23 protein-coding genes and 1 tRNA gene are annotated in these 24,992 nt (G+C 36.3%); 7 read left to right on the forward strand and 17 right to left on the reverse strand.

Annotated features, from left to right (window positions below; all coding sequences use genetic code 11):
• Window positions 1–34: 34 nt before the first annotated feature.
• The 6 genes from CLU97_RS05780 to CLU97_RS05805 all read right to left on the reverse strand — a co-directional run bounded on the left by CLU97_RS05780 (window position 35) and on the right by CLU97_RS05805 (window position 8,024).
• Window positions 35–2,452, reverse strand: coding sequence for a TonB-dependent receptor (locus CLU97_RS05780; protein WP_121487076.1), 2,418 nt, complete (start codon window positions 2,450–2,452; stop codon window positions 35–37).
• A gap of 6 nt (window positions 2,453–2,458) precedes the next feature.
• Complete coding sequence (locus tag CLU97_RS05785; protein WP_121487077.1) at window positions 2,459–2,899, reverse strand: MarR family winged helix-turn-helix transcriptional regulator; 441 nt, start codon at window positions 2,897–2,899, stop codon at window positions 2,459–2,461.
• 120 nt (window positions 2,900–3,019) lie between these two features.
• The gene (locus CLU97_RS05790; RefSeq protein WP_121487078.1) at window positions 3,020–6,238 is read right to left on the reverse strand and encodes an ABC transporter permease/M1 family aminopeptidase; all 3,219 of its coding nucleotides are present in this window, start codon (window positions 6,236–6,238) and stop codon (window positions 3,020–3,022) included.
• A gap of 2 nt (window positions 6,239–6,240) precedes the next feature.
• Window positions 6,241–7,113 (reverse strand): ABC transporter ATP-binding protein, encoded by an 873-nt coding sequence (locus CLU97_RS05795; RefSeq protein WP_121487079.1) that lies wholly within the window; start codon window positions 7,111–7,113, stop codon window positions 6,241–6,243.
• Window positions 7,114–7,303: 190 nt separating this feature from the next.
• Window positions 7,304–7,507 (reverse strand): helix-turn-helix domain-containing protein, encoded by a 204-nt coding sequence (locus CLU97_RS05800; RefSeq protein ID WP_002980904.1) that lies wholly within the window; start codon window positions 7,505–7,507, stop codon window positions 7,304–7,306.
• A 1-nt stretch (window position 7,508) separates the two neighbouring features.
• Window positions 7,509–8,024 (reverse strand): DUF2975 domain-containing protein, encoded by a 516-nt coding sequence (locus tag CLU97_RS05805; protein ID WP_121487080.1) that lies wholly within the window; start codon window positions 8,022–8,024, stop codon window positions 7,509–7,511.
• Between the two features lie 341 nt (window positions 8,025–8,365).
• Between CLU97_RS05805 and CLU97_RS05810 the strand changes: the two genes are divergently transcribed.
• On the forward strand, window positions 8,366–8,707 hold the full coding sequence (locus CLU97_RS05810; RefSeq protein ID WP_121487081.1) for a TfoX/Sxy family protein: 342 nt from the start codon (window positions 8,366–8,368) through the stop codon (window positions 8,705–8,707).
• A gap of 125 nt (window positions 8,708–8,832) precedes the next feature.
• Here CLU97_RS05810 and CLU97_RS05815 read toward each other — a convergent pair whose 3' ends face one another.
• The 5 genes from CLU97_RS05815 to CLU97_RS05835 form a co-directional block, all read right to left on the reverse strand.
• Complete coding sequence (locus tag CLU97_RS05815; protein ID WP_121487082.1) at window positions 8,833–9,906, reverse strand: DNA polymerase beta superfamily protein; 1,074 nt, start codon at window positions 9,904–9,906, stop codon at window positions 8,833–8,835.
• A gap of 65 nt (window positions 9,907–9,971) precedes the next feature.
• The gene (locus CLU97_RS05820) at window positions 9,972–10,733 is read right to left on the reverse strand and encodes a tRNA(His) guanylyltransferase Thg1 family protein (RefSeq protein WP_121487083.1); all 762 of its coding nucleotides are present in this window, start codon (window positions 10,731–10,733) and stop codon (window positions 9,972–9,974) included.
• The gene (locus tag CLU97_RS05825; RefSeq protein ID WP_121487084.1) at window positions 10,723–11,157 is read right to left on the reverse strand and encodes an AAA family ATPase; all 435 of its coding nucleotides are present in this window, start codon (window positions 11,155–11,157) and stop codon (window positions 10,723–10,725) included. Before CLU97_RS05825 ends, CLU97_RS05820 begins: the two co-directional genes overlap by 11 nt.
• Window positions 11,158–11,161: 4 nt before the next feature.
• Window positions 11,162–11,893, reverse strand: coding sequence for an ATP-grasp domain-containing protein (locus CLU97_RS05830; protein ID WP_121487085.1), 732 nt, complete (start codon window positions 11,891–11,893; stop codon window positions 11,162–11,164).
• Window positions 11,894–11,938: 45 nt separating this feature from the next.
• The gene (locus CLU97_RS05835) at window positions 11,939–12,685 is read right to left on the reverse strand and encodes a DNA polymerase beta superfamily protein (RefSeq protein WP_121487086.1); all 747 of its coding nucleotides are present in this window, start codon (window positions 12,683–12,685) and stop codon (window positions 11,939–11,941) included.
• A gap of 317 nt (window positions 12,686–13,002) precedes the next feature.
• Here CLU97_RS05835 and cobT point away from each other — a divergent pair, with 317 nt between their 5' ends.
• Entirely contained in the window at window positions 13,003–14,007 is a 1,005-nt protein-coding gene (gene cobT / locus CLU97_RS05840; RefSeq protein ID WP_121487087.1) for a nicotinate-nucleotide--dimethylbenzimidazole phosphoribosyltransferase, read from the forward strand.
• A 58-nt stretch (window positions 14,008–14,065) separates the two neighbouring features.
• On the opposite strand, the gene CLU97_RS05845 is transcribed toward cobT, so the two are convergent.
• Window positions 14,066–15,082 (reverse strand): hypothetical protein, encoded by a 1,017-nt coding sequence (locus CLU97_RS05845; protein WP_121487088.1) that lies wholly within the window; start codon window positions 15,080–15,082, stop codon window positions 14,066–14,068.
• Between the two features lie 179 nt (window positions 15,083–15,261).
• Between CLU97_RS05845 and CLU97_RS05850 the strand changes: the two genes are divergently transcribed.
• Window positions 15,262–16,044 carry an adenosylcobinamide-GDP ribazoletransferase gene (locus tag CLU97_RS05850; protein WP_121487089.1) on the forward strand — a complete coding sequence of 261 codons (783 nt, stop codon included), beginning with the start codon at window positions 15,262–15,264 and terminating at the stop codon, window positions 16,042–16,044.
• Window positions 16,029–16,583 (forward strand): histidine phosphatase family protein, encoded by a 555-nt coding sequence (locus CLU97_RS05855; RefSeq protein WP_121487090.1) that lies wholly within the window; start codon window positions 16,029–16,031, stop codon window positions 16,581–16,583. Before CLU97_RS05850 ends, CLU97_RS05855 begins: the two co-directional genes overlap by 16 nt.
• A gap of 58 nt (window positions 16,584–16,641) precedes the next feature.
• Here CLU97_RS05855 and CLU97_RS05860 read toward each other — a convergent pair whose 3' ends face one another.
• From CLU97_RS05860 to CLU97_RS24350, 4 genes are all read right to left on the reverse strand, one after another.
• Entirely contained in the window at window positions 16,642–17,847 is a 1,206-nt protein-coding gene (locus tag CLU97_RS05860; protein ID WP_121487091.1) for a hypothetical protein, read from the reverse strand.
• Window positions 17,848–17,998: 151 nt separating this feature from the next.
• Window positions 17,999–19,753: a hypothetical protein gene (locus tag CLU97_RS05865; protein ID WP_121487092.1), complete on the reverse strand. Its 1,755-nt coding sequence runs from the start codon at window positions 19,751–19,753 to the stop codon at window positions 17,999–18,001.
• A gap of 242 nt (window positions 19,754–19,995) precedes the next feature.
• Window positions 19,996–20,104 (reverse strand) — tRNA-OTHER (locus CLU97_RS23585).
• 132 nt (window positions 20,105–20,236) lie between these two features.
• The gene (locus tag CLU97_RS24350) at window positions 20,237–21,037 is read right to left on the reverse strand and encodes an RtcB family protein (RefSeq protein WP_410493418.1); all 801 of its coding nucleotides are present in this window, start codon (window positions 21,035–21,037) and stop codon (window positions 20,237–20,239) included.
• A 740-nt stretch (window positions 21,038–21,777) separates the two neighbouring features.
• Here CLU97_RS24350 and CLU97_RS05875 point away from each other — a divergent pair.
• From CLU97_RS05875 to CLU97_RS23590, 3 genes are all read left to right on the forward strand, one after another.
• Window positions 21,778–22,113 (forward strand): HopJ type III effector protein, encoded by a 336-nt coding sequence (locus tag CLU97_RS05875; protein ID WP_121487094.1) that lies wholly within the window; start codon window positions 21,778–21,780, stop codon window positions 22,111–22,113.
• A 54-nt stretch (window positions 22,114–22,167) separates the two neighbouring features.
• The gene (locus CLU97_RS05880; RefSeq protein ID WP_121487095.1) at window positions 22,168–23,187 is read left to right on the forward strand and encodes a helix-turn-helix transcriptional regulator; all 1,020 of its coding nucleotides are present in this window, start codon (window positions 22,168–22,170) and stop codon (window positions 23,185–23,187) included.
• 106 nt (window positions 23,188–23,293) lie between these two features.
• On the forward strand, window positions 23,294–23,431 hold the full coding sequence (locus tag CLU97_RS23590) for a hypothetical protein (RefSeq protein ID WP_164723343.1): 138 nt from the start codon (window positions 23,294–23,296) through the stop codon (window positions 23,429–23,431).
• 188 nt (window positions 23,432–23,619) lie between these two features.
• On the opposite strand, the gene CLU97_RS05885 is transcribed toward CLU97_RS23590, so the two are convergent.
• Window positions 23,620–24,804 carry a DUF1501 domain-containing protein gene (locus tag CLU97_RS05885; RefSeq protein ID WP_121487096.1) on the reverse strand — a complete coding sequence of 395 codons (1,185 nt, stop codon included), beginning with the start codon at window positions 24,802–24,804 and terminating at the stop codon, window positions 23,620–23,622.
• Window positions 24,805–24,992: the final 188 nt, after the last annotated feature.

Here is a 24,992-nt window from a genome sequence, read left to right on the forward strand (position 1 = left end):
AAGATTGTTTCACCTTCGGCTCGTAATGACGTTATTACGTTCCAATCCTCTGTTTCAGATCTTCAGCACCTCCCGTTTTTCTGGGCTGCCCATTTTTGGAAGAACCAAAATTGTAAGTATAAGAAACCGTAGCGACACGCGTATCTCTTTTCACCGCAAAGTTTTCTATATAATCATTATAGACCGTCTGTCCTTTGATATTACTGGTAAAAAATACATCGGTGAATGCCAGTTTTAAAACACTGTTATTTTTAAACTTCTTCTGTGCCCCGATATTCAGATACCAGTTCGGGCTCATATTCAGATAAGCATACACTTCTCTGGCTTTGTAATTTCCGGTAAGTTCAGCAGTGAAACCATTTCCTAACTTAAAGGAATTGATGCTGTTAATACTGAATGTAAAATTCCCTTTATTATTGATCTGTGTTCCTGAAACATTTCCAGTGTAAGAACCATAGTAGAAATTGGCACTGTTGTTCATATCCCACCATTTCGTCACTTTTATCGGAGCAATCAGGTTTAATCCGAAATAAGAAGCAGAACTTAGGTTTTCTATGGTTTGTACCGTTACTACCTGTCCGTTTTCTGTAACAGGCTTTAAGATGTCTGTAATGTTGTCAGAGGTCTTGCTGTAGCTTAACGTGGCGAAATACTTATTGCTGAGACTGTAGGTCAGTTCATAATTCATTGTGATTTGTGGATTCAGGTCAGGGTTTCCGGCCCTGAATGTTGTAGGATCAAGATAGAATTTAAAAGGATTCAGCTGGTTATAACTTGGCCTTGTGATCCTTCTGCTGAAATTGATTTCAAGATTACTTTTATCTGTCAGATCATAACTCAAAACAGCGCTTGGGAACAGCTGGGTATAATTTCTTTTGTTGATCTGATTGGTGGTGATCTGGGTTCCTTTTACATTGGTGTTTTCAAGTCTTAAACCACCTGTAGCTTTGAATTTTTCCCATTTTTTAGAGACATTTCCATACACCGCATTGATGTTTTCTTCATAAATGAAATGATTGGTTTTACTAAGATCCGGAATAAGAATCCCAGAACTTGCATTGAAGAATTTCAGATCATTGTCAGTTTTTACAAAACTTGTTTTCACTCCGCTTTCCAGTTTCCAGTCGTTGCTGAAGTTTTTCGTCAGATCAGATTTTAAAGAATAAATATTCAGCTTTCCGTCCATATCTCCTTTAATAATGTCCAGATTGTCTGTACCGGTGGCAATTTCATGCGTTCTTGTATCAAAGCTCTGCAAAGATGTGTTGGCGTAATTGATGTAGTCAAAATCCGTAGAAATATCAGAGCCCAGAGAATCAATTGTGTATTTATGATTCAGGTTGAATGAAAGATTCGTCCATCGGTCATTCGATCTGTTGACTGTCGTAAATGAGCTTTCAGGAAGATAGCTGCTGCCGAGCGTTACATTGGAATTATCTCCGTTCACATTGAATTTGTTGGAAACCAGTCCTACAGAAAAGCCAAGCACATTCTTGTCGTTCAGATAATAATCCATTCCTGCTTTGGCCACATGGCTGTTAAATTTAAATCTCAGATAATTGTCCTGTACATATGCTTTTTTGAAATTATTGTCTTCATAAAAGTTTCTGTCCAGTACCAGACCATTGTAAGCTTCCCTGTACGCAAAGCTGTAATTTCCGAAGATATTGATCTTTTTATTTCTATGATTGATGCTGAAACTGTTGTTGTTTTTTACATACTTACCTGTACCTAAAGATGTAGAAATGCTTCCGTTAGTTCCTTTTCTCTGATCTTTTTTTAGCTTAATATTAATAATTGCAGATCCTGCTGCATCATATTTAGAAGAAGGATTGGTGATGAATTCTATCTTATCAATAGTAGAAGAGGGGATTCCTTTCAGGTAATTGGCAAGATCACTTCCGGTCATGGGTGTGTTTTTACCATCGATCTGGATCAGAAGATTTCCTTTTCCGCGAAGGCTGATATTATCGTTGTTGTCAATATTCACTCCCGGAGCTTTTTCCAGAACTTCAAAAGCAGAATTTCCGGTGCTGGCAATACTGTTCTCAACATTCATAATCATTTTTCCATCCTGCCTTTCAATCAGAGGTTTGGTTTTCGTAATGGTAACTCCTTCAATAGATTTTACATTGAGATCAATGGGATTAAGGACCTTATTTTCGGTTAATGAAATATTGTCCGAATGATACACTTCAGTACCATTTTTATTAATCTTTAGCTGATAAGTTCCTTCTTTTAAATCATTAAAATTAAACTTACCATTACTATCAGCAATTTCTGTTTTGATCAATTTCTGTTCAGCATTAAAGAGGTTGATCTCCATCTGCTCTGCTTTGCCGGATTGTATATTTCCCGACAAAGACAAACTTTGTACAGTCTGCTGAGCCGAAAATCTACTGTTAAACAGGATCAGCACCCAGACGAATAAGAGTAAAAATATTCTGGTCATAGCGTTTTACTTTTTAGGATTAAGACAGTTTTCTGAAATTTTCAGTAAAGCTGAATACATTATTTTCATTTCTTCATCACTGATTCCCTTTAAAGCTATTTTACGGTTCTTTTCTACTATATTCTGAACCTCTTTAATCACTTTTACCCCCGAATCTGTCACTTCCAGATGGGTTTTTCTTCGGTCTTCAGGATGAACATGTCTTGTGATATATTCGGATTTTACCATTAAATCAATAATTCTGGTCACAGAAGCATTGTCTTTAAAAACAAGATCACCAATCTCATTCTGGGTAATTCCCGGGTTTTCCAAAATCGCTTTGATGATGAGCCACTGATCAATGGTGATCGTAAAACCATGGGCTTTCAGCTGGCGCTGGGCATAGTTTCTGTAGGCTCGGATTGCTTTATCTATGTTGTAGAATATAATTGAATTTAATTTTTCCATATTTTCAGATTTAAAGTGATGTATCAATTATTGATATATCAATTAATTGGTAAGTCATCATTTTGTTTTGTTACAGTTCCTGAAAAATATTTTCAAAAAAAAGTAAAAGAGGCCTGCGAATTATTTCTGTTTTGTCTTTGCAGAGTCGTTTTTTGACCCTGAAGTAAAAGTTATATTATTTGTGGTTTTAAATAATCTGTCGATTTGTTTTCTGGAATCCGGAGCAACATTATAAAACTCATTGATCAGATCTAATGAACCAGGTTTCTTCGGATACTGATTGTGAGTAAGGAGATTTTTCAATGCTTTGTTTACTCTGTCTTCACCTATCAGGTTACTCAATTTTACCATTGCTGCAGCCCCTTTAGAATAAGAAATATGGGGAACATCTCCCGTAGCTTTATAGATGGGTACATTTTCAGATAATCCTTTTTCATTGTCGTAAATCTGTTGATGCACTTGTACTCTTTCCATCATTTTATCCTTGCCGTGCATTTTTTTGTAAAGCATCATTTCGGTGTACATTGCCAGTGTTTCGGTAAGCATTACAAAACCTTCTCTGTCATCAGGATTAATCTGACTGTTGCCCCACCAAAGATGGGAAAGCTCGTGACCTGCAAGTTCATTGATGACATCCTGTTTTTTATCTGCCTGAATATTGGCATGAAAAACCATGTCTTCCGGCATAAATATAGCAGACGGATAGGCTGTAGCCGCAAAACCTTTTGTAAAGGAAGAAATCTCCGCAAAGTTGATGGTTTTAAAAGGATATTTTCCAAAATTCTGCTGACAGTAATCTAAAGCAAGTTTGGCATTTTCAAGAAGATGATTGACATTTTCAAAGTGCTTTTGTTGATAAAAGATATTGACGATAATTCCTTTATAATTCACAGTTTCTAACTCATATTGTGCTGATGAAACGGCAAACCTGAAAGGAATTTGATCTGCTTTATACTCGAAATAATTGCGGCCGGATGTGGTCCATTTTTTTATTAAATCTCCGGTTCCGATAGCTGTCTGGTTCTTTTCAGTGGAAATAATCATACTCAAATTGATAAAATCTTTTTTTGAAACTTCAGGAGCTTCAGGTTTCTTCAGCTCAGTGAGTTTTCCAAGTTTGAATTGATTACGCTGTTTTTCATCCTGAATTTCATCATCCTTTTGATAGCCAATCGTAGGATAATATCTGCTGATTCTCATAAAAGAACCGTTGTCTATAACAGTATTGAAAGACTGATGACCGTTTACCGCAAACCATTGATAGGATAGCGTAAAATCAAGGGAAGCTGTTTTTCCCGGCAGAAGAGGCTTTTGTAATGAAACTACCGTGACTTTTTCATGAATTTTTGAGGTTTCAGTACCAGATGTTATCACAGCAGATTCCAGTTTTAAATCCTCATTAAAATTGATCAGAATCTTACTAATTGGCTGATCGGTTTGATTTTTAAGCTTATATTTTCCAACAATCTGATACGCATTTTCCGAAGGATAGAGCTTAATTTCTGTGGTAATATCAGAGATATCAGGCTGTGTAAGAGTTTTATACTTACAGTAGTTTTTTTCATATGCTGCGGAACCTAGAATGGCTTGATCTTTATCTTTAGGAATATAACCTTTCATGAACGATACTCCGGCAAATATTCCTGAAATAAGTAGAAGAATACTAAAGCCACTCGCAATGACAGGCACTTTTTTAATTTTTATAATGCTGTTGAAAATCCATAGGATACTGATAATACCCGCTCCAAACAGGAGTCTTTGAGCAAAAGCCTTTTCATAGATTCCGTAACCGCTGAAATCACTGTAAGTCCCTTTAAAATCAGAAAATATTCTGAAAAGAGGATAGGAGATCAATTTTCCGGAAACCGGGCCAGACAATATAAAAACGGCAAGAATGGAAATCCCAAGAGCAATGAATTTATTGGGAATTCTGTCATTAATCAAAAGGATAAATCCGGAAAAGAGAATCATTGGGAAAGTATTGAAAAGGAAAACACCCAGATATGCCTTCCAGTCAATATGAAAATACTGATAAGCAGCCTGAAAAATAATCCCCTGAATAATTAAAATTCCGGTAAAGAAAAGCAGAAGGAAACTGATGGAAATAAAATGTCCGGTTAATCTGTTTTTTGAAAGATAAGTGCTGTTTTCAATCAGAGAAAAGTCGGAAGTTTGGCTTCTCCAGTATACATCATTCAGAAAATAGGCAGAGATTAGAAGTCCCAGTAAGTGAAAGTTTTCTGATATGGTTGTAGCCATAAGTCCTGAACTGGCATATTTTTGTGGAAGGCGGATTCCTTTTTCAATTTCGGCATACATTTCCATCCCTACACAAAATAATAACAGAATAGACACAGCGGGAACAGCAATGCTTTTAAGCAGATAGGTAAGATCAGTTTTGGCAAAAGAGAGTACAGACCGGAAAGAGCTCCATCCATTAAAGCTGGGAGTAACTGTGGTGTATTCTGAGACATTTACTTCAGAAAATGTAAGGATGTTTTCTGCTGTTTTTATTTTCTGTCCGGAGGTTTTGGAGAAAGAAAATAATCTGAACGAAAGAAATAGAATTCCAATTGATATGAAACAAAATAAAATCCTGTTGAACAAAAAATATTCTGTAAAAGGAACCATTTGAATATTTTTCTGCTGAACGGTAAGATCACGGGCTTCCATGAAATAAGCAGATAATCCAAAAGGATCAATTAAAGCCGAAAATTGCTGTGTTTCCAATGATTGAGGAAGGCTTCCCGCCATGAATGGTGAGTTGGAAAACAATAGGATAATCATATAGAAAACATACAGTAGCAATCCACCCACTACAACAAGGAGTTTTCTCTTTATAGTAAATGTAATGAGAAACAGAAAGCTACAGACAAGCAGACTATTGATAAAACCAAAGATGAATAAAGGATAAAGGTAATGTAAGATAGTAAAACCTTCCTGCATTTCACTTCCTGTACGCATAACCTGACCGATGATAAACCCTGTCATTAAGAAAGAAAAGCTTAAAAAAGTCTGTAAAAAATAAGTGATAAATTTCCCTTTCAGATAGGTGGACTCCGAAAATGGAAATGAAAACAGAATGCTGTCAAATTTTGAATCCTGATCTTTAAAAAGCAGCTGTAATGCATAAACAGTGGCAAAAAAAATGACAGCAAGGCTCAGCATTCCGGTCATAAAACCAATGGTGTAAGGAGAGTTCAAATAAATTCCTTCTCCTACTGAAAGATTGAACTGGCTGCCGCAAAAGATGCCCATTCCTATTAAAAGTAAGGTCACAAGATAGGTGAGCCAGTGCTTGGAAGAGCGTCTGGCTTCGAATAAAAATATCGTATTCATGATTAAGGTTTTTGGGTGAGTGTGTGGAAGTAAACGTGCTCCAGCAAAGGCGTTACAGGGCTGAAGTCTTTTGGAGATTCTTCAGAAAATACAGTGATATGAAGTTCTCTTTCCAGCAATTGCCTGCTGATGATTTCATAGCTGGAATGATAATTTTCCAGTTCGTTTTTGTGAATAGGTTTTGACCAGATTTTGTTTTCCAGTTCTGCAATCAGTTTCCCCGGATTTCCTTTTCTGAGAATCTGCCCATGATTCATCACTGCCATTTCCGAACAGAGGTTTCTTACATCTTCAACGAGATGCGTGGAAAGGATAACAATAACATCCTGACTGATAGCGTTGAGCAGCATATTGAAACGGTTCCGTTCTTCCGGATCCAATCCTGCGGTAGGTTCATCTACAATAATGATTTTCGGATCTCCCAATAAGGCCTGGGCAACACCGAAACGCTGTTTCATCCCGCCTGAAAAGGTGTGAACTTCTTTTTTAGCAAAATCAGAAAGGTTAACTTTTTCCAACAGACCCAAAATTTGATTTTTACGCTTGTTTTTATCGTTGATACCTTTCAAAATGGCTATATGCTCCAATAAATCATATGCTGAAACTTTAGGATATACTCCGAAATCCTGTGGCAGAAATCCGAGATTCTTTTTGATATAATCAGGATTTTTCACGATATCTACTTCATTGAAAGTCAAAGTTCCGGAGGTTGGTTTCTGAAGCCCGACGATGGTTTTCATCAAAGACGATTTTCCGGCTCCGTTGGGACCAAGCAGTCCGAACATTCCGTTTTTAATGTCCAGTGAAATGTTTTTAATAGCCTGGAAACCATTTTTGTAGGTAAGGCTGAGGTTGTTGATGGTTAATGTGTTCATAACGTTGTGTTTGGGGAATAGAAGGACAGGCGGCCTTTCGGCTGCTAGTTTAGAAGTTAGTGGCTGGAAGCTGGAAGCATGAGGCTGGAAGTTAAAAATTAGAAGTTAGAAGTGGAAGTTTCACACACCACTCACCAACGCTCTCACTCTCAAACTCTCCAACACTCTCACCCCGAATCCCGCAACTCGTCTACTCTTTAAATTCAAGAATATCTCCCGGCTGGCATTCCAGGATTTTACAGATGGCTTCAAGGGTATCGAAGCGGACTCCTTTGGCTTTGCCGGTTTTCAGGATAGAGAGGTTTACGGGCGTGATACCCAGTTTTTCTGCCAATTCTTTACTCTGCATTTTTCGTTTGGCAAGCATCACATCTAAGTTGACTATAATTGGCATTTTAAATAAATAGGTCTTGTTCGTTTTGCAAATGTAGTCCTTGCTTAAAGATATTCGCAAGAAACAGACAGAAAATTCCAAGCATAAAGTGAATAAACACCAGTCCCCATATCATACTTTCTACTTCCACAAAGAAACCCGCGATAATAACCAGTGGAAGTGGGATGAAAATATTGTACAGGTAAAATTTCTTAAGCTGAATGATATTTTCCTGAGTGAACAGCTTCTGCTGAAAAAATACTTTGAAAACTCTGGCAGATAACCAGAAAAAGATTCCATAAGTAATAAGAACCAGCATAAAAGAAAATATCATATAAGGGTAATTGTTTTCTATATTCAGAAACGGCTGTTCTGTAAACGGATAATTGATGTGAAGGAACTTTCCTTCTTTATAAGGGGTAACCGAAAATCCTGTGATCAGACAGAATAAGGCATACACAAAAGTGATTAGATATCCGGCCGAAAGTAAGGAACAGATATAAAATAAAATTCTTGAAATAATTTTAGTCTGGTTCATGGTACGAACTTTAATTGATATTGTAAATGTATAATTAATTATCGTAAAACAATAATTAATTTAAATAAAATTTTATTTTTTTGAAATGGGAATCCATCAATAAATTGAAAGAAATAGTGTGATAATCAACGTTTTTGATTAATTTTAGTAATAAAAAAGTTAACCAACTTATCCCTTTAATTAATACCCGAGCTTAAAGATTAACAAAGGTTTTCTTATTGATAGCCCTTCGACAGGCTCAGGGTGACCATTCGAATACCAACCGAAATTTTTAAGCATTGTCAGGCTGAATCTGTCGAAGCTATTATTACTAAAAGGAATAGGTCAAAAAAAATGAAATCATGGCTTACAATACTGAACTTGCCGACCGGGTACGCGAACGGCTTTCCATAGAAAATAATATAGAAATTGAAGAGAAGAAAATGTTCAGTGGACTGTCTTTTCTGGTGAACGGAAAGATGTGCATCAACATCAGCCATGATAATCTGATGTGCCGTTATGATCCTGAACTGGAAGATGAGGTTTCTGAGAAAATCGGATTTCTTCCAATGGTCATGAAAGGAAAACAGTTAAACGGATATTGCTATGTAGAACCCATCGGTTTTAAAAAAGCAGATGATTTTGAATACTGGATCAAAATCTGTTTGGATTATAACCCGGTGGCGAAGGCATCAAAGAAGTGAGTTTTGGTCTGTAGGGTTTGAGAATGGGAGAGTTTGAGAGTTTGAGAGTTTGAGAGTGAGAGGGTTTGAGGGTGAGAGAGTGGGGGTGTTGGAGTTTAACAATCCCACATTCATATTTTAATCATTTATAATTCATCATTATCTCCGTACAGTTTTTTCCTTATTCCAATCAGGATTTTTGTTGTTTTTTCCAGATCCGGATACTCAGGAAGATTGGATGTAGAATAATGTTTTTCTATTGATTCTATAAGGCTTTCTGCCTTTTGCATTACGCTTTCATAAGATTGATTTCCTGCTTTGATGTCTAAGAGTTCATCACGGTTTTCTACACGGATCGTCAGTGAATTGGTTTTAAAAATCTGTTCGCAGGACTGCAGCAGCCGGATGGTGTGCATCATATTCTTGCTGTCGTAATTCTGTCCGTGAGTCTGATTGACATTGTAACGGTCTTCATTGCGCTCAGCTACCCATTTCCAATATCCCCTGTAGTCTTTACAATAAACAGAGTAGGCATCAAGGTTGCAAAACAGGTAAGCAACCGGTTTCTCATCTTTAGGAATGGATGATAAGGAAATCTGGTTCGCTTCTTCATTCTGAATGATTCCTTTATAGCCCAACGTTCCAGATTCATCATAAAATAACGAATACATTCCTTTTGTATGATCAATGTTTATTAATCCGCATTTCTCTTGAATGTTTTCATTTTCCAGAAGCCATTTTTTCAATGGTACAGAACCTTGTCCTTCAAGGATAAAACAGAAGTCCAGGATCGATTTTCTTTCTTTATCAATAGGATTTAAAATCTTTTTATTGAGTCCTTTTGCTTTTTTAATCTGTGAAACAGCATATCCTGCAAAGGTGTTTTTGCATAGTTTTGACAGGAAATCCTCCGTTTTCAATAGATCCATCAGTGGATGTTTATATTGAATACAATTTTCCGGACTTGCCATAATTTCCAGAATATTGGGATTATTTTTCTGCAACAATTCTACAAACCTCCCGATTTCATAATACGTAATGTCATTCGTCTCGTTGGAAATCTGCGGGATATAATTCAAGCCAAAGAAATCTTCCTGCGGTAGATAATACACTCCACGGATGTCTGTGTCAGAATTCTCCGTTGCCAGCCCAAAAGCCCGGCTTCCGGAGATGGCTTCGAAGAGGAGGAGGTTTTTATTTTTTAGGTCTTGGATGGTCATGATTTTTTAAGTTTTATTATATAGTCTTTTGTGTTAATTGCTGTCTTCAAATAAGTTTCAAAAAATTAAATCTTTTCAAAAATTTCTTTTAAAAATGTTCTATAACTTTCCCGCGTTGGTAATTCATTTTCAACAAGCAATTCATTTCTCAAATAAGCAACTGGTTCTTTAGTAATAGGATTTAAACCTTCTTTTTTCATTTCCTTATTTATAATTCCAACCCCTCGTTTTTGCCACAATGGAAGACTATTGTAATTAATTCCATACTGAAATAAAAGTTCGTTTTTATCAGATTGTGACAATTTTTCAACTTTTTCAGTGGTTTGTTTAGCATTAAATCCATTTTTTCTCAATGTCCAGTAACAATGAGCGGAAAGTGAATTTCTGTGAGAGTCTTCCTGTCTCCAACAAAAATAATCCAGAAGCATTTCCTGATTAGGAATAGCAATAGTTCTACAATCGAAAACACAGATTTCCTGAAATTTCAGACTGAAAAAAGCACTTGCTTCTCCTGCTAAAACAGAGTTGATCTTTCTTATTTTTCTATTGAACGTGTTATCTTCTTTGTGAATCAATAATGAAATTTCATCGCTTTGAGTATAGCCATATATTACTTTAAAACCAACATTAAAAAGATATTTTGTAGTATCAATCATTATCTGACTGAACTTTTGGTCAAATGGTTTTTCAAGCGAAAGTTTTTCTTTGGTGAGTTTAGTAAATCCTTTTCCGTCTAATCTTACAATAATAAAATTTTCTGGCAGAATATACTGTTCCGAAAGGCTTTCATTTCTTCGCATTAAAGCTTCAATTTCTTCAAATTTCATAATCGTTGATTTCAAATTTTTGTCCTACAATTTTCACATTGAATATTTTGGAAAAACCCTCTTCAATTAGAGGTTTTTCCAACTCTTTATATTTAGCTTTTATTCCAATTTCGTTAATGAAATCTTTTCGGCTCTTATTCCGTTCCATACAATCCTGAATGTTGCTGTCAAAATAATATCCAATAATTTCATATTTATTTTGAAGTGCTAATTCAATATATTTTTTTCGGCCTTCTTTAGTTACATTTGTATTATCAACTACCATTTTTGATTGAGTTTCGAAACAATATTGGAGTAATTTTCCTTCTTTGTTTCGCGTATTCAGGAGGTCCATGCTGATTCTTATATGTGAATTGAAAAAAAGCTCCTTGTAAAAGGAACTTTTTCCACTTGCCGGAATCCCGATGAAGATAATCATTTCCATAATCTTAATTTTTAATACAGCTGTTCACAATCACCTCCAAAGCCTTCTCTGCATCGCATGCATACAATCCGGAACACCATGCAGGATTTGCTTCGATCAAAGCCCAGCCTTTTCCTTTTATAATTCCAAAATCCAGTACAATGCCAATAGGAAGAGTAGAAGAATATTTTTGAATAAAAGATGTAAAGAATTCAAACAAATCTTTTTTTTCTTTTTCTGAAAGTTCATTGGTGTCGAAATTATTGTTTCGCCAATAAGAAGAATATGTTTTAATTTCATTATTTAAAACAAAACATCTTACCTCAAGTTCCCATTCTACAACTTCAGAGGTGAAAACCATGCTTTCCGGATCCAGTGTTTCAAAACCTTTGATATTCGTTACTTTATCGAAAACACCTGCTTTAAAGTTTTTAAAGTCTGAACATTTAATGAATATATTTTCTTCATGTACGAAATCTTTCAGCTTTCCGTAAACAATTTTACGCTTTGTAAATTCTTCTGAAATTTTTGAAAGCCAGTTATCATTAGGTTTTGTTAATGTTAGATTACATTGTTCCGCGACAATTTCAGCATAAATATCTTCACCATATACCGCAATCACGTCCTTACGAAATTCTTCAGGAACGTTCCATTTTGCATTGAAACGGTTTAGCTCATAGGAAGTATTGAGTGATGCTTTCTTCAGGTTATTACTGTCCTCCGTATACATGGGAGAGAGTGCGATTATATTTTTCATCTGTATTTTTTAATTTTTATGCAAAATAAGTCTTTATATCATTTTCTATTTCAATATTTCCCTAAAAACCCTCTCCATCTCCCCTTTATCCGCCTTTCCTCCTGATAAAGTCTTTGATTTTTCTTCATTTTCCGCGATTGTTTTCTCCAGAAATTCAAACAGTTCCCAATCGTTCGGGTGATAATAGGATTCTTCTTTGGTGGCTTTTAAGGTTACAAGATCTTCTATTTTTCGTCTGGTTTCCAGATCGGTTAAAACAAGCAGTTCACTGAACAATACAGGCGGAACTGTTCCTTTCTCTATGATCCATTTTCCTGTTAATGTGGTTCGTAAGCAATAAAAGTAACTTTTTAATTTTACTTCATCATTTCTGCAGGCTTCCAGATATTTTTTGCTCATGCTCAGATAATGATAAGAAACTGCCACAGGTGAAAAGCAAGCGTCAGCCAAAGGCTTGAATAGCTCTACAAACTTTTCATCCGCTTTATAAACGATAGGAGAGTAGAACCAGCTCAGCAAAGCCGCATTCGATTTCAGCAACAGGTGAAAAGTCTTTCGCAGATCCCAACCGGAGCCATCCAGATCATCTTCTGTCATAAATTCTATTGTTTCACCCTTATCCCATGGAGAAAGATACCAGTCTTTGTCGTGACGGTATATAAAACGTATATCATAATCACTGTCAGGAGACGCAAAACCCCAGGCTCTGCTTCCTGATTCTACTGCCAGAAGAACTTTTACCCCTTTTGCAGCTTCAACTTCTTTTATTTTTTCAAGTATTTTTGGTGTCATTATTTTTTATTTATAATGCAAAGTAAGTGGTGATGTACGTAATGTACTTGCGCAGCTATTTTAAATTTCGAGATCCAGGTTTCTTGGGGACGAGTTTTAGGGTTTGAGTGTGGGAGAGTTTGAGAGTTGAGTGGTGTGGGATTCGAGGTGTGAAGGTAAGAGAATAATAGTGTTGTAGAGATGAGGAAGTTTGCGAGGGGACGATTTTAGCCTCCAGCATCTAGCCTCCTGCCCATAAAACTACAAACAAACGCTACAAAATATCCACCGTTTTACTAATATTGCATTTTTCCATTTAACATAACTATAAACTATCCATGTTATCATCAGAATTACAGCATAAAATTGATTTTAAAACAAAGCCTTTAGGCGCATTAGGACATCTAGAACATATTGCCCACAAAATCGGAATGGTTCAGAAAACTACTTCACCTAAATTATTGAATCCTCATATGGTGGTTTTTGCGGCCGATCATGGGATTGCCACAGCAGGGGTAAGTGCCTATCCACAGGAAGTAACCTATCAGATGGTGATGAATTTCCTTGGCGGGGGAGCAGCTATCAATGTTTTTTGCAGACAGAATGATATCAAAATTAAAATTGTGGATGCCGGAGTTAATTTTGATTTTCCTGAAGGGGTGGATCTGGTAAATAAAAAAGTCAGAAAATCCAGCCGTAATATTCTGGAAGAACCTGCTATGACTCCTGAAGAATATCGGCAGGCACTTAAAAACGGAAAAGCTGTGGTTGCTGAGATTGCAGGAAAAGGATGTAATATTATTGGTTTCGGTGAAATGGGAATCGGGAATACTTCTGCTTCTTCTCTGATAATGAGCAAACTCTTTGATATTCCCATTACCAACTGTGTCGGACGCGGAACAGGATTGAATGATCATCAGTTGGATAATAAGATCAGTATTTTAAAAGAAGCTATTGAAAAATATCCGGTTGAAATGACCGAGGATGAAATTGCACAAACCTTTGGCGGATTAGAAATAGCCCAAATGATCGGCGCAATAGAAGAAGCTTATCATCATAACATGCTGATCATGGTAGATGGATTTATTGCCACTGTAGCAGTAGCCACCGTCTGGAAAAAGAATCCTGAAGTCCTGAACAACTGTATTTTCTGTCATGTAAGCAATGAAAATGCCCATCCTCAATTGCTGGGATTAATGAGAGAGCAAGCTATTTTAAATCTCAATCTGCGCCTTGGAGAAGGAACAGGTTGTGCATTGGCCTATCCGCTTATTCAAAGTGCGGTTAATTTCCTGAATGAAATGTCCAGCTTTGAAGATGCTCATATTTCTAATAAATCTTAGTTTTAGAAAATAATAAAGGGGCAATAAAGCCCCTTTTACTGTATAGAAATGAAACTTACTAGTAAGTTTTAGCAATATCTTTCCCTGTAAACATCATACGTATAGGTTTACGCTGAATAGCATCTTCATTAAAATTGTAAAGTTTAAATATCAGATCTGTAGGAATATATCGGTATAAACCATCGTCAACCAGGTATATTTTGCCGTCGTTGGTGTTTTGTACCAATTGATTTGCTGAAGTAATATCAGGTCCTCTTTCTCCGGTATAGTCATTGATATTGTTAACTTTTAAAAGTTTCCATTCTTTAGATTTTCCGGTTCTTGGATCTGGTTTAAAATCAAATAATCCATTTACAACAGACCAGGAATCTATACGTCTTAAAGTACTTTCAAAGACAATATAAACTGCTCCTGTGCTGGTATCCTGGAAAAATTCTCCGTCACGGATTCTGAACGCTTTCGGTTCTGATTCTTTCAGATAGAATGAAATTCCTTCATAAACAAATCCATCTTTTCCGTCTCCCAGTTCGTTCTTATCTCTTGTGTAGAAGTGAGTTTTTTTATCAGCATTAAAATACCTGTAAATTGGAAAACTTCCAGGCTCGTCACCGTTGTAACTGGTTCCCAGATCTCTTTTCTCCCAGTAACTTTGTCCTGCAAACTCATTAGGATTGGTGGTTAATACCAGGTCATTGCTTCCTGTGTGAAACCAGCTTGAAATGACAGGGCCGGGTCCATCAGCAGATCCTAATAATCTTTCCTGAAAATAGTAGCTTAATCCGGGATAGGATTTAGGAAGTTCAGATGCTAAAGGGGAATTACTGTACAGGTGTTTTTTGGTAAGATCACTGTAAAAACCGTAAATAGGTTTCGTTAAGTAAAAGGATTTGGACCAGATTCCTGCAGGTGGAGGAGTGGGGGTATCCGGATTATCTCTGAAGCCTCCTTTGGCCAATTTGTTAGGAGCAGATCCGTTAAGAATTTGTGATTCATTTAAACTTTCCAGTTCATCACCCGGAGCTGAACAGCTAGCCAGGGATATAGCGCATAATGCAATGAAATAAGACTTTTTCATTTGATTTTTTTCGTGGTTATTACGGTGCAAAAGTATAAATACTGCCGAATTTAAAGGATAAATCTAAGGTGATAAGATTCATGTTTCTTATTTTTTTAATCAATCTCTTTATCATTGTTAAAAGCTTTCCTAATTTTACGGGAATTGATTAATCCAGTTTTTATATTTAAAACAAGCAGATGAAAGTCCTCAAGAATGAACTGATTTACTTAGCCACCGCACTCATGTTTTTCACAAGAATTCCGGTTCCGTTCACCATTCCATACTCCAGTGAGATTATGAATAAATCTCAGAAATATTTTGCCTGGGTAGGATTGATAATAGGATTTATTAATGCATTGGTTCTCTATCTTTCCACACTGCTTTTTAATCTTGAAATCGGAATTGTTCTCATGATGATCTCGAATGTTTTGCTGACCGGAGCTTTTCATGAAGATGGTTTTACAGATATGTGTGACAGTTTCGGAGGCGGATATGGGAAGGAGAAAATCCTGACCATCATGAAAGACAGCAGAGTAGGAGCATACGGAACAATAGGTATTATCCTTCTTTTTGCTTTAAAATTCTACAGTATTCATGCTTTGGGAATGAGCGATCCAATAGGCGTTTTACTGATTGTTATTTTAGCTCATACCACAAGCAGGTTTATTTCGGGAACGATGATTTATACCCATCAATATGTGACTGATATTGATGTCAGCAAGTCGAAACCTTTGGCCAATAAACCATTGGATAAAACGGCTTTAATAGTTGGTTTCATCAGTGTTTTAATTGCTTTTTACCTCATTCCGGACTGGCATTTGATCTTTGCATTTGCTCTGGCATATGTTGGGAAATTGTATCTAGGTTGGTATTTTAAAAAACATATCGGCGGCTACACAGGTGACTGTCTGGGGGCAGTACAACAGGTTTGCGAAGTTTTATTTTACTTAGGAACAATCATCGTATGGAAATTCACTTAATCCGGCATACTGCTGTAGAAAATGCTGAAAACCTATGTTATGGTTTTGCCGAAATGCCTTTAAGGAAAGGTTATATTGATGATTTTAAAACATTGGACATAGATAAGGATTATGATGAAATTATTTCAAGCCCTTCTGAGCGCTGTTGTTTTTTAGCTGATTATTTTAAATTTGATTATCAGACAGATGAAAGACTTCGCGAAATTAACTTCGGAAACTGGGAATTGAAAAAATGGACGGATATTCCGGAAGAAGAAATCAATCCGTGGTACAATGATTTTATTCGTGTGAATGCTTCTGAAGGGGAAAATCTTCTTGAAATGCAAACCCGCGTTCTCACTTTCTGGCAGGAATTAATTCAGAAAAAAGATATCAAAAAAGCTTTAATTGTTACCCATGCCGGAGTTATTCGTCTGATTATTCAGTCTGTGCTTCAGTTTCCGCTGGAAAATATGTTCAGTATTCAGATTGATTGCGGCAGAAAAGTCGTTATTAATTGGAATGACGGACTATTTTCTGTTAAAAAAGTGAATGTTTAAAATCATTCTATATTCTCATTACAATAAAAAAAACCGCTAAGAGTAGCGGTTTTATATTTTAGAATCTTCTGAAAGGTCTTACCCTTACCATGTTGTAATCTTTATTATATTCCCACATATAACCAGCATATCCGTCCAGAATTCTTGCTGAGTTACCACCCGGTATTTCGGTAGAACTCCAATAATACTTTTGAGATACATCATTCCATGGGTTGGATGCAATATTGTAAACATTCTTGGCACTTTTATAAAATGCCATCAGTTCTTCTTCAGATGGTAAAAACCAGTTACCAATACCATTCACAGTGTAATTAGCACATAATCTGGCCGCGCAGTTGGCATCCGAACATTGGGAAATAATTCTTGTGGTATTAGCAGGTCCTGATCCCATTACAGCCTGGGTCTGGTTGATGATATTAAATGTACATCCCCATTTGATCTTATCAGAACCATTATAAGTAAGGTTGGCAGGTGCAGCTTCCAGATATCTCCAGCCGTCCGTAAACTCTCCCTTATCATAAAAAACATATCCCCCTGAAGCACCTATGGCACCAGCAGTTTTAAATGTCTTTTCGTCTGAATAATATACCTGTGCGCCTTCTTTTACATAAGATCTTACATAATAAGTAGTGTTGGGAAGTAATGCCGTAGCTTCCAGTTCGTACGCTGAGTAATTATTAGGATTCGATATTTTGATGATTTGGCCGTTTGATATATTAACTCCGGCACTCGTTCTGTAGCAGAATCCTTTCTCATCAGGATAGAATGCCTCAAGATAATTTACCGAAATGTCATCCGTACTTAATGTGGCTGAAGTGGTATAGATGGCTTTAGCCATTTTGAAAGTAATATCCATCTTTGCTGGTGTAACGAAGGTTACGTTATCTCCATAAATAATATCCCCGTTATTAGCCGCTACATAGGCTCTCACATAATAAGTCGTTGATTTTTCAAAATCAGTACTGTAAGTTGCCATAAGCTGATAATCTCCTGTAGTGTTAGTATACTCTTCAATCATTTTGGAATTGCTGATGGTAGGATTAATATTCTTTGCCCAGCAGAATCCACGTCTTGAATATCCCGATCCGGAAGAGGTTACTGTTCCTGCAAATTTGAACTGTGCATTGCTGAAAGTAGGTTTACCGGTTACCACTTTTGGAGAAGCATTGACATTGTTGGTTGTACCGTTTTCATCATCTCTGCCGCCGTCTGAACCACATGATGCCAAAGTAAGGGATAAGAATAGAAATAATAATTTCTTCATGATTATGTTATTAGTTTTTAATTAGGTCGGCAAATATATAGAAAAAGATGATTACTTTTAAAAAAAAATAATTTGCCTGTCGTTGAGACTGTTGCAATAGATATAATCCAAAAACGCCACCCAATATAATAATCAGATGGCGTAATGGAATTTATTTAAAAATTCTGATAAAACTATCTTTTTCCAGGCTTTCCAGCGAGAAATCAAAATCAGCTTCCGCCTTTTCTGTTGTGATCTCTGCTCCAAGCTCTTTTACAAGCTCATTGAAAGACATTGCTTCGTACCACTGCTGGTACAAGGCACTGGTTGCCATTACAGAAACTTCATTATTTCCTGAAACATGAGAATGTCCGGCTCCGAAATTCAATAGTACGAAACATTGTTTTTCGTTCTTTGTCGTCAGCATTCCCAGAATCATTTGCTTTTGTACAGAATTACATCTGGCTTCAACAAAAAGATGGTTAGGATTCATCATATAATCGTAAGAAATATTATCTCCTTTTCCGATTACGATTTTATAACCACAATTGGCATCTCCACTGAAAACGTTATTCATAACAAGCGTTGGCGCACAATGTCCTTTATTGGCGTAAAGATATTCAACAGCGCCGTTGGGAGCAGAAGTCATATCTCCGGAATACATCAATTGTCCGTCATTATGATTATAAGCTGCATTCCAACCTATTTTTCCGGCGATATTCAATCCCGAAAGGTCAAGGTCATTCGCTCCCCATTTGTCTTCCCAATAAATACCTACAGCCAGTCTGTCACCATAAAAACGCGTTCCGGTAGGAATATTTCCAACAAACATTTTTTCAGAAGTTGGCAATGCAAATTCTACATTCTCTGGGAAGTAGAATTTCTTTCCGGAAAGGTTTTCATATTTCAGTTTCAAAAAGTCCAGAATGAAATCATAATTGAACTGATTTACGTAAGTTTCCTTACCTTTTTTAGTCCATGATTTTCCGTTTCGAACTCTGTAAACAAAAGTATCCTGACCATACATTCTTGAGTAACATGCTGACATTGCTTTAAATAATGCAAACGGTGTCGCATTTTCCAGCCAATGCCAATCACTGTTTTCCAGTAATGTATTCGTAGCATCATTCAAAGGGTTTGATATCAATGGTTTATGATGCACTTTAGACAGCTTTGATATTTTATTGATTACTTTTGGCGCTCTGTTTTTATATGCAAGGAATAACGGCTTAAATCTGTTGAAAATTTCCGCCATTTTTTCCAGTCCAAAGCTTTCGAACAGATAGGTTGGGTTGAAGTTACTTTGCTTGATCAAATTAATCAAATCATCATTTTTAATCAAAAGCGTTGTAGTGGTTGTCTTATAAATAACATAACGGAAAAACTCAACAGGATTTTCTGGATAAACTTCATAAAGGTCAGCTATTTTTATAACCGCTTCTTTATTCCTGATATTTTCTTTTCCGGTAAAATCATATTCCAGTTCCGTATGTAAAATAGAAAGCAGATCATCAATGGTTTCTTCTTTTAAAGCAATACCTGATCTTAGCAAAGAAAGACATTTTTCCTGCATTTCTTCTACAGAATAGGCTTTAATGACTTTAAAAACCATCTTCATATCAGGAACATTCAAGAGTTCATCAGGAATATACATTTCACTTTGGAAATCGCTTCCATACGTTGAAATATAATGGCTGATCTGTTCAAAAAATAAATCAATTCTGGAAGTATTCTTTATTTTCTCCCAGGATTTATGAAAGGTTTTATTCAAATCATTTCCATTCAGTTTTTCCTTTGCATAATAAGAGATGATCTCATTTTTTGCCCACAAAGCATCCGGTTCAATGATGAAGCCATCATTAGAAATAAATGGCTTTTCATCAGATTTTCTGGCCAATACTGCATTAAATAATTGTAGTGTTTTCATTGTTTTAAGTTTAAAAAATAAGTGAGGAGTAGATTCATTAAAAGTGAAGGGTATAGGAACTCCTTTTACCTATAGTTTATAAAAAGCGGGGAGTATTTTTCCAAAAAATATAGGAACTCCCTTTGCCTTATAATTTGTAAAAAGGCGGAAAGTAATTCTGAATTATAGGAACTTTCTTTGCCTTTAATTTTTTTAATAATGAAAATGTCTGATATATGAATATACACATTTTCTTCATTTTGAGGAGCAGACAGGACTCGAACCTGTGACACACAATTGGGATTCATAGGAACTTTAATTGCCTGCAGCGAAAAGTAATTTTGTTGCTCTAACCATCTGAGCTACTGCCCCTGCCGTTATATAATTTGGTTTTCATGAACCTTACAAGCTTTTATACCCGTAAGGCTGGTTAGTAGTTTTTATAAACCTTATAGGTTTCAAAAACCTATAAGGTTTAAATATTAGTTCATATCAGATATGCAATTATGCTTTTCTGAATTTCTTCTTTTTCTTCCATGGAGCATTCTTCTGAACGTCTCCGGCCATGATACATCCGTATGGCATCACTTCATCCAGAACTTCACAAAGTCCATATTCTTCAATCTGTGCTCTTACATTCTTCGCACTTTTATAAGCGCTTGGAAGTTCAGAAATATCAACCTCATTGGAGTAGAAACGGATATCTAATCCTGCTGTTTCCTCATTGAAGATTTCCTCTGTCGTTTTATGAGCTAAAGATCTCTTATGCTGGCTTCTGCTGAAATTTCTTCCTGCTCCATGCGGCGCAAAACCTAAGTTTCTTTCATTCGTTTTTCCCTGAACAATCAATACCGGTTCTGCCATATTCAACGGTATCAGTCTTGGTCCCGTAATATCCGGCATGAATTTATCATCCAGTGGAGTAGCTCCTTTTGCATGATAGAAGAGATCTCCATCTTTAAAAACGAAGTTATGTTCGTTCCAATATCTGTTTTCTTTCTCCATTTCCAGCTTGTTCAGCACGGCATCATGAAGAGAAGTATGGTTTTCCTTTGTCCATTGTCTTATCAACTGCAGTGCTTCCCAATAAGATTTACCTTCTTCGGTATCATAAGGAATCCAGGCATTTTCCCTCAGGGTTTCGGGAGAAATTTCCTGTCTGAAACGGTTAGCGATTTTCATTCCTTTATCGTATAAAGCAGCTCCCGGAGCTCTTGATCCGTGATGGGTTACCATCATGGTATTTCCCGTATTTTTGGAAATTCCTACAAAAAGGAAGTGGTTTCCGTCTCCCTGAGTTCCCATATGAGAACGGGCAATGCTGATCAGTTTTTCATCATTTAAGAATTCATTTTCTCTGAAAGCATCCATCAGTTCCTGAGACATTGGCATCTGTTCCCCTCTTGGTCTTCCACCATATCCGAAATGAGTAATCGCATGTGCAGCATCCAAAACCTCTTTAGGATTGGTTTTTCCAAAATCTGTCAGCATTACAGAACAACAGATATCAGCGCTATGGAATCCCGGATGAATGGCATTTTGGGCAACCACCACACCTCCCACAGGAATCTGACCTTCTGGACCTGTAGGGCAGGCATCCGGCATTAAAGCACCTCCAATAAGAGTAGGGGTTTTCATCAAAACTTTCATTGTTTTGATTACTTTTTCCACATTATCATTCTCACTTTCGTGTTCCGCACGGATGTTGATCATAAAATCTTTAGCCGTTTCGTGGAGCGGAATAATATCCGGCTGTTTGAACTGTACCAGATATTCTGCAATCTGGTGTTCATCCAGATTATTCTCGTTGATATAGCTAATGGCATCTTTAAACCATTTTGCGGGTCTATATCCTAATTCGATTAAATGATTTCCATTAAATTCCATTGTTGTTTCATTTTGATGATGCAAAGTAATAACCTTATTGCGCAATAGTTTTGCGTAGGTAAAGAAATTTTAATTATTTTTACAAAAAGTTTGTGAAAAAGACGGAAAAGTCTGTTTGCAGCTTGTAAAATAGTGTAAAATATAAAAAAACAAGGTCCATGGTATTATTAGAACAATTAAAACATTTCCCGGAAACGATCCAGTTTAATGATGTGATCGCTTATATTGATGAACATTATGAATTTACCCCTACCGCTTTTCAAAATGGTGATACTACCAACCAGGCTGGACAGAATAATGGTTCGTGTAAGCTTTTCAGCTTTGCAAGCATCCATGATCTGACCCAAGAAGAAACACTTTGGCTTTTTGGTGAGTTCTACAGAGATGATGTTTTGAAAAACCCGGAAGGGACTGATCACCAGAATATCCGAAACTTCATGAAATTCGGTTGGGAGGGGATTACTTTTGACGAAAATGCTTTGAAAGAGAAATAATCTAAAAAGCACATTTTGCTTATTAAAAAACACCCAATCATTAAACACTAAGGAATGTCATCCAATAAAAATGCGCTCATCCGGTATAAAACACTAGATAAGTGCCTTAAAAATAAATACAGGAAATATACGCTGGAAGATCTCATTGATGAATGTTCGGAAGCATTATTTGAATTTGAGGGAAAGGAATCTTTTGTAAGTAAAAGGACCGTTCAGCTAGATCTTCAGAATATGCGGAGTGAAAAATTCGGATATGAGGCTCCTATTGAAGTCTACGAAAGAAAATATTACCGTTACAGCGACCCGGAATACAGCATTCATAATATCTCTGTGAATGAAAGTGATCTTAAGGCGATGAATAATGCAGTTCAGATTTTAAAACAGTTCAAGGACTTTTCCATGTTCAAAGAGATGAATGGGGTAATTCAAAAGCTGGAAGACTCTATCCACTCAACCAGTCAGAAATCGATTATTCATCTGGATAAAAATGAACAGCTTAAAGGGTTGGAACATATTGATATCCTCTACGAAAGTATCGCGAATAAAAGAGTATTGAAGATTCTTTACAAAAGCTTTACAGCAAGGGAATCCAATATTTTTACGGTACATCCGCAACTGTTGAAGGAATTCAACAACCGTTGGTTTCTGATCTGCCTTTACAAACAGAAAATGTATAATCTGGCTCTTGACAGAATGGAAAGTATTGAGGCTGATGAAAAGCTTCAGTATATTGATAAAGATCTGGATGGTGATGAATACTTTAAAGATATCGTAGGGGTAACCGTTTCAGAATCAATGGATCCTAGGAATGTGATTTTCTGGGTAGATGCCGGCAATGCTCCTTATGTAAAAACTAAGCCGCTGCATAAAAGCCAGGAGATTATAAAAGAAGATGGTGACGGAACTCTTTTTAAAATATGTGTTCAAATCAACTTCGAACTGGAACGATTGCTGCTTGGGTTTGGTGACAGTTTAATTGTTCATAAACCCAGAAAATTAAGAGTGAAAATGGAAGAAAAATTTAAACTGGGAAGTAAAAATTATCAGCATCTGATTATACCTGATGAAAAGTAATCTGTTCTGAATGTACCATTAATAAAGGATTATGACAGATAATTTATTTTTAGGTTCCATCTTGGCTTGGAAATTGTACTAATAATTCAATAATACCAAGTTAATTATGAAATCAAGAATATTTAAAGCATTAATTGCGATCCTGGCACCCATAGCGATAGAATATATTGTTAAAAAAATATCTGAGAAACTTGATAAAAAAGAAGATCAGAAAGAAAAAGAACCAAAGCAGATTACGGCTTAAACGTAAAAGTAGTTAAAATTTAAAATTATTAAAAAGAGACTGTCATAAGTATGCACAGTCTCTTTTTATTTGATGGATGATGAAAATAGTATGTGTTTGACCACCCTTCCGGAGGAGGGGGAATTCTAGCGTCTTCGGTTCAATATAAATTTAAAATATTTATACAGTTTGTCATTCGGTAGGAATGCTTATACAAAATCATAAATCCCGTCTTTCCATCCCAATACTTTAGAAGAATCTGCTTTAAGCCAGTTTTTTAAAATAGTAGCATATACTTTTCTAAAATCTTCTTTGTAGATAAGGTCGCCTTCATTCAGGTTCTGTAGATCGGGCAATGCATTCAATAATCCTTTTTTCTTAAGATTTCCACCGATAAAGAACATCTGGTTGGCAGTTCCGTGATCTGTTCCATTACTGGCATTTTGTGCTACGCGACGGCCAAATTCAGAAAATGTCATCAGCAGTATATTTTTGAAAAGTCCATTGCTTTTCATATCCGCCACAAAAGATTTTACTGATTCATTAATATCGTCAAATAATTTTTTCTGCCTGTCATTCTGGTTGACATGCGTATCAAAACTTCCTACAGAAAGATAATAAACCTGGGTATTGATATCAGATTTTATCAGAGAAGCTACTGTTTTAAAGTCTTTTCCTAATTGTGAATTGGGATAAGTCTGTTCTGTCTTTTTGGCTTTGCTTTTTTCAAAAATATAATCAGCATTATTAATGGTAGAGCCTAAAGTCTGATAAAGATAAGAGACTGTCTCATCATCGTGGTGATGGTCGTACAGAGATTTAAAATACTTCTCCTGGCTGGTTTGATAAAGTCTTTTAGGATCTTTGAAGGCAAAAGCTTTATTATTTTCACCTTTTAAGGCAAGGCTTAGCATATCATCTACTTCCAACGCCTGAGTTGGATGGTCGCAGCGATAGCATTCTTCATCCAGAAAACGTCCCAGCCAGCCGGTTTCCAGAAACTGATCACTTCTACTTGCCGATTGCCAGATATCCATACTTCGGAAATGAGATTTGTCCGGATTCGGATAGCCTACATTGTTCATTACAGACAGTTCGCCGTTATCATAAAGCTCTTTAAAATAAGAGAGGGACGGGTTAATTCCTGCCTCATCAGTTAATGGTATAGAGTCCTGAATGGCCAATGTTTTCCTTTCCCTGAAATAAATATCATTTTTTGCCGGAATAATGGTATTCAACCCATCATTTCCGCCTGTAAACTGAAGAACTATCAGAATATTCTGATTAGGATTCAGCGCTTCGTCCAGCGTCATAGCTTTCAGGAAATTGGGCATCAGCATAGAAGCGGTGGCCAGTGAGCTTATTTTGAGGAATTCTCTTCTTTTGATTAACATAATCTTGCTTTTAGGGTAAAGGTTTTTAGGTAGCGGGTAACAGATGATAGGTAGCAGGTTATAGGTAACAGGTTGTAGGGCTGGGCGGCATTTTTACTGGCATTTATTTTTTATACTGGTAAAAGATAAATAAATGGCAATTAAGCTATATTTTGACAGCTATTACCTGCAACCTGCAACCCAAAGAC

Source organism: Chryseobacterium sp. 7 (assembly GCF_003663845.1).
Lineage (GTDB): Bacteria > Bacteroidota > Bacteroidia > Flavobacteriales > Weeksellaceae > Chryseobacterium.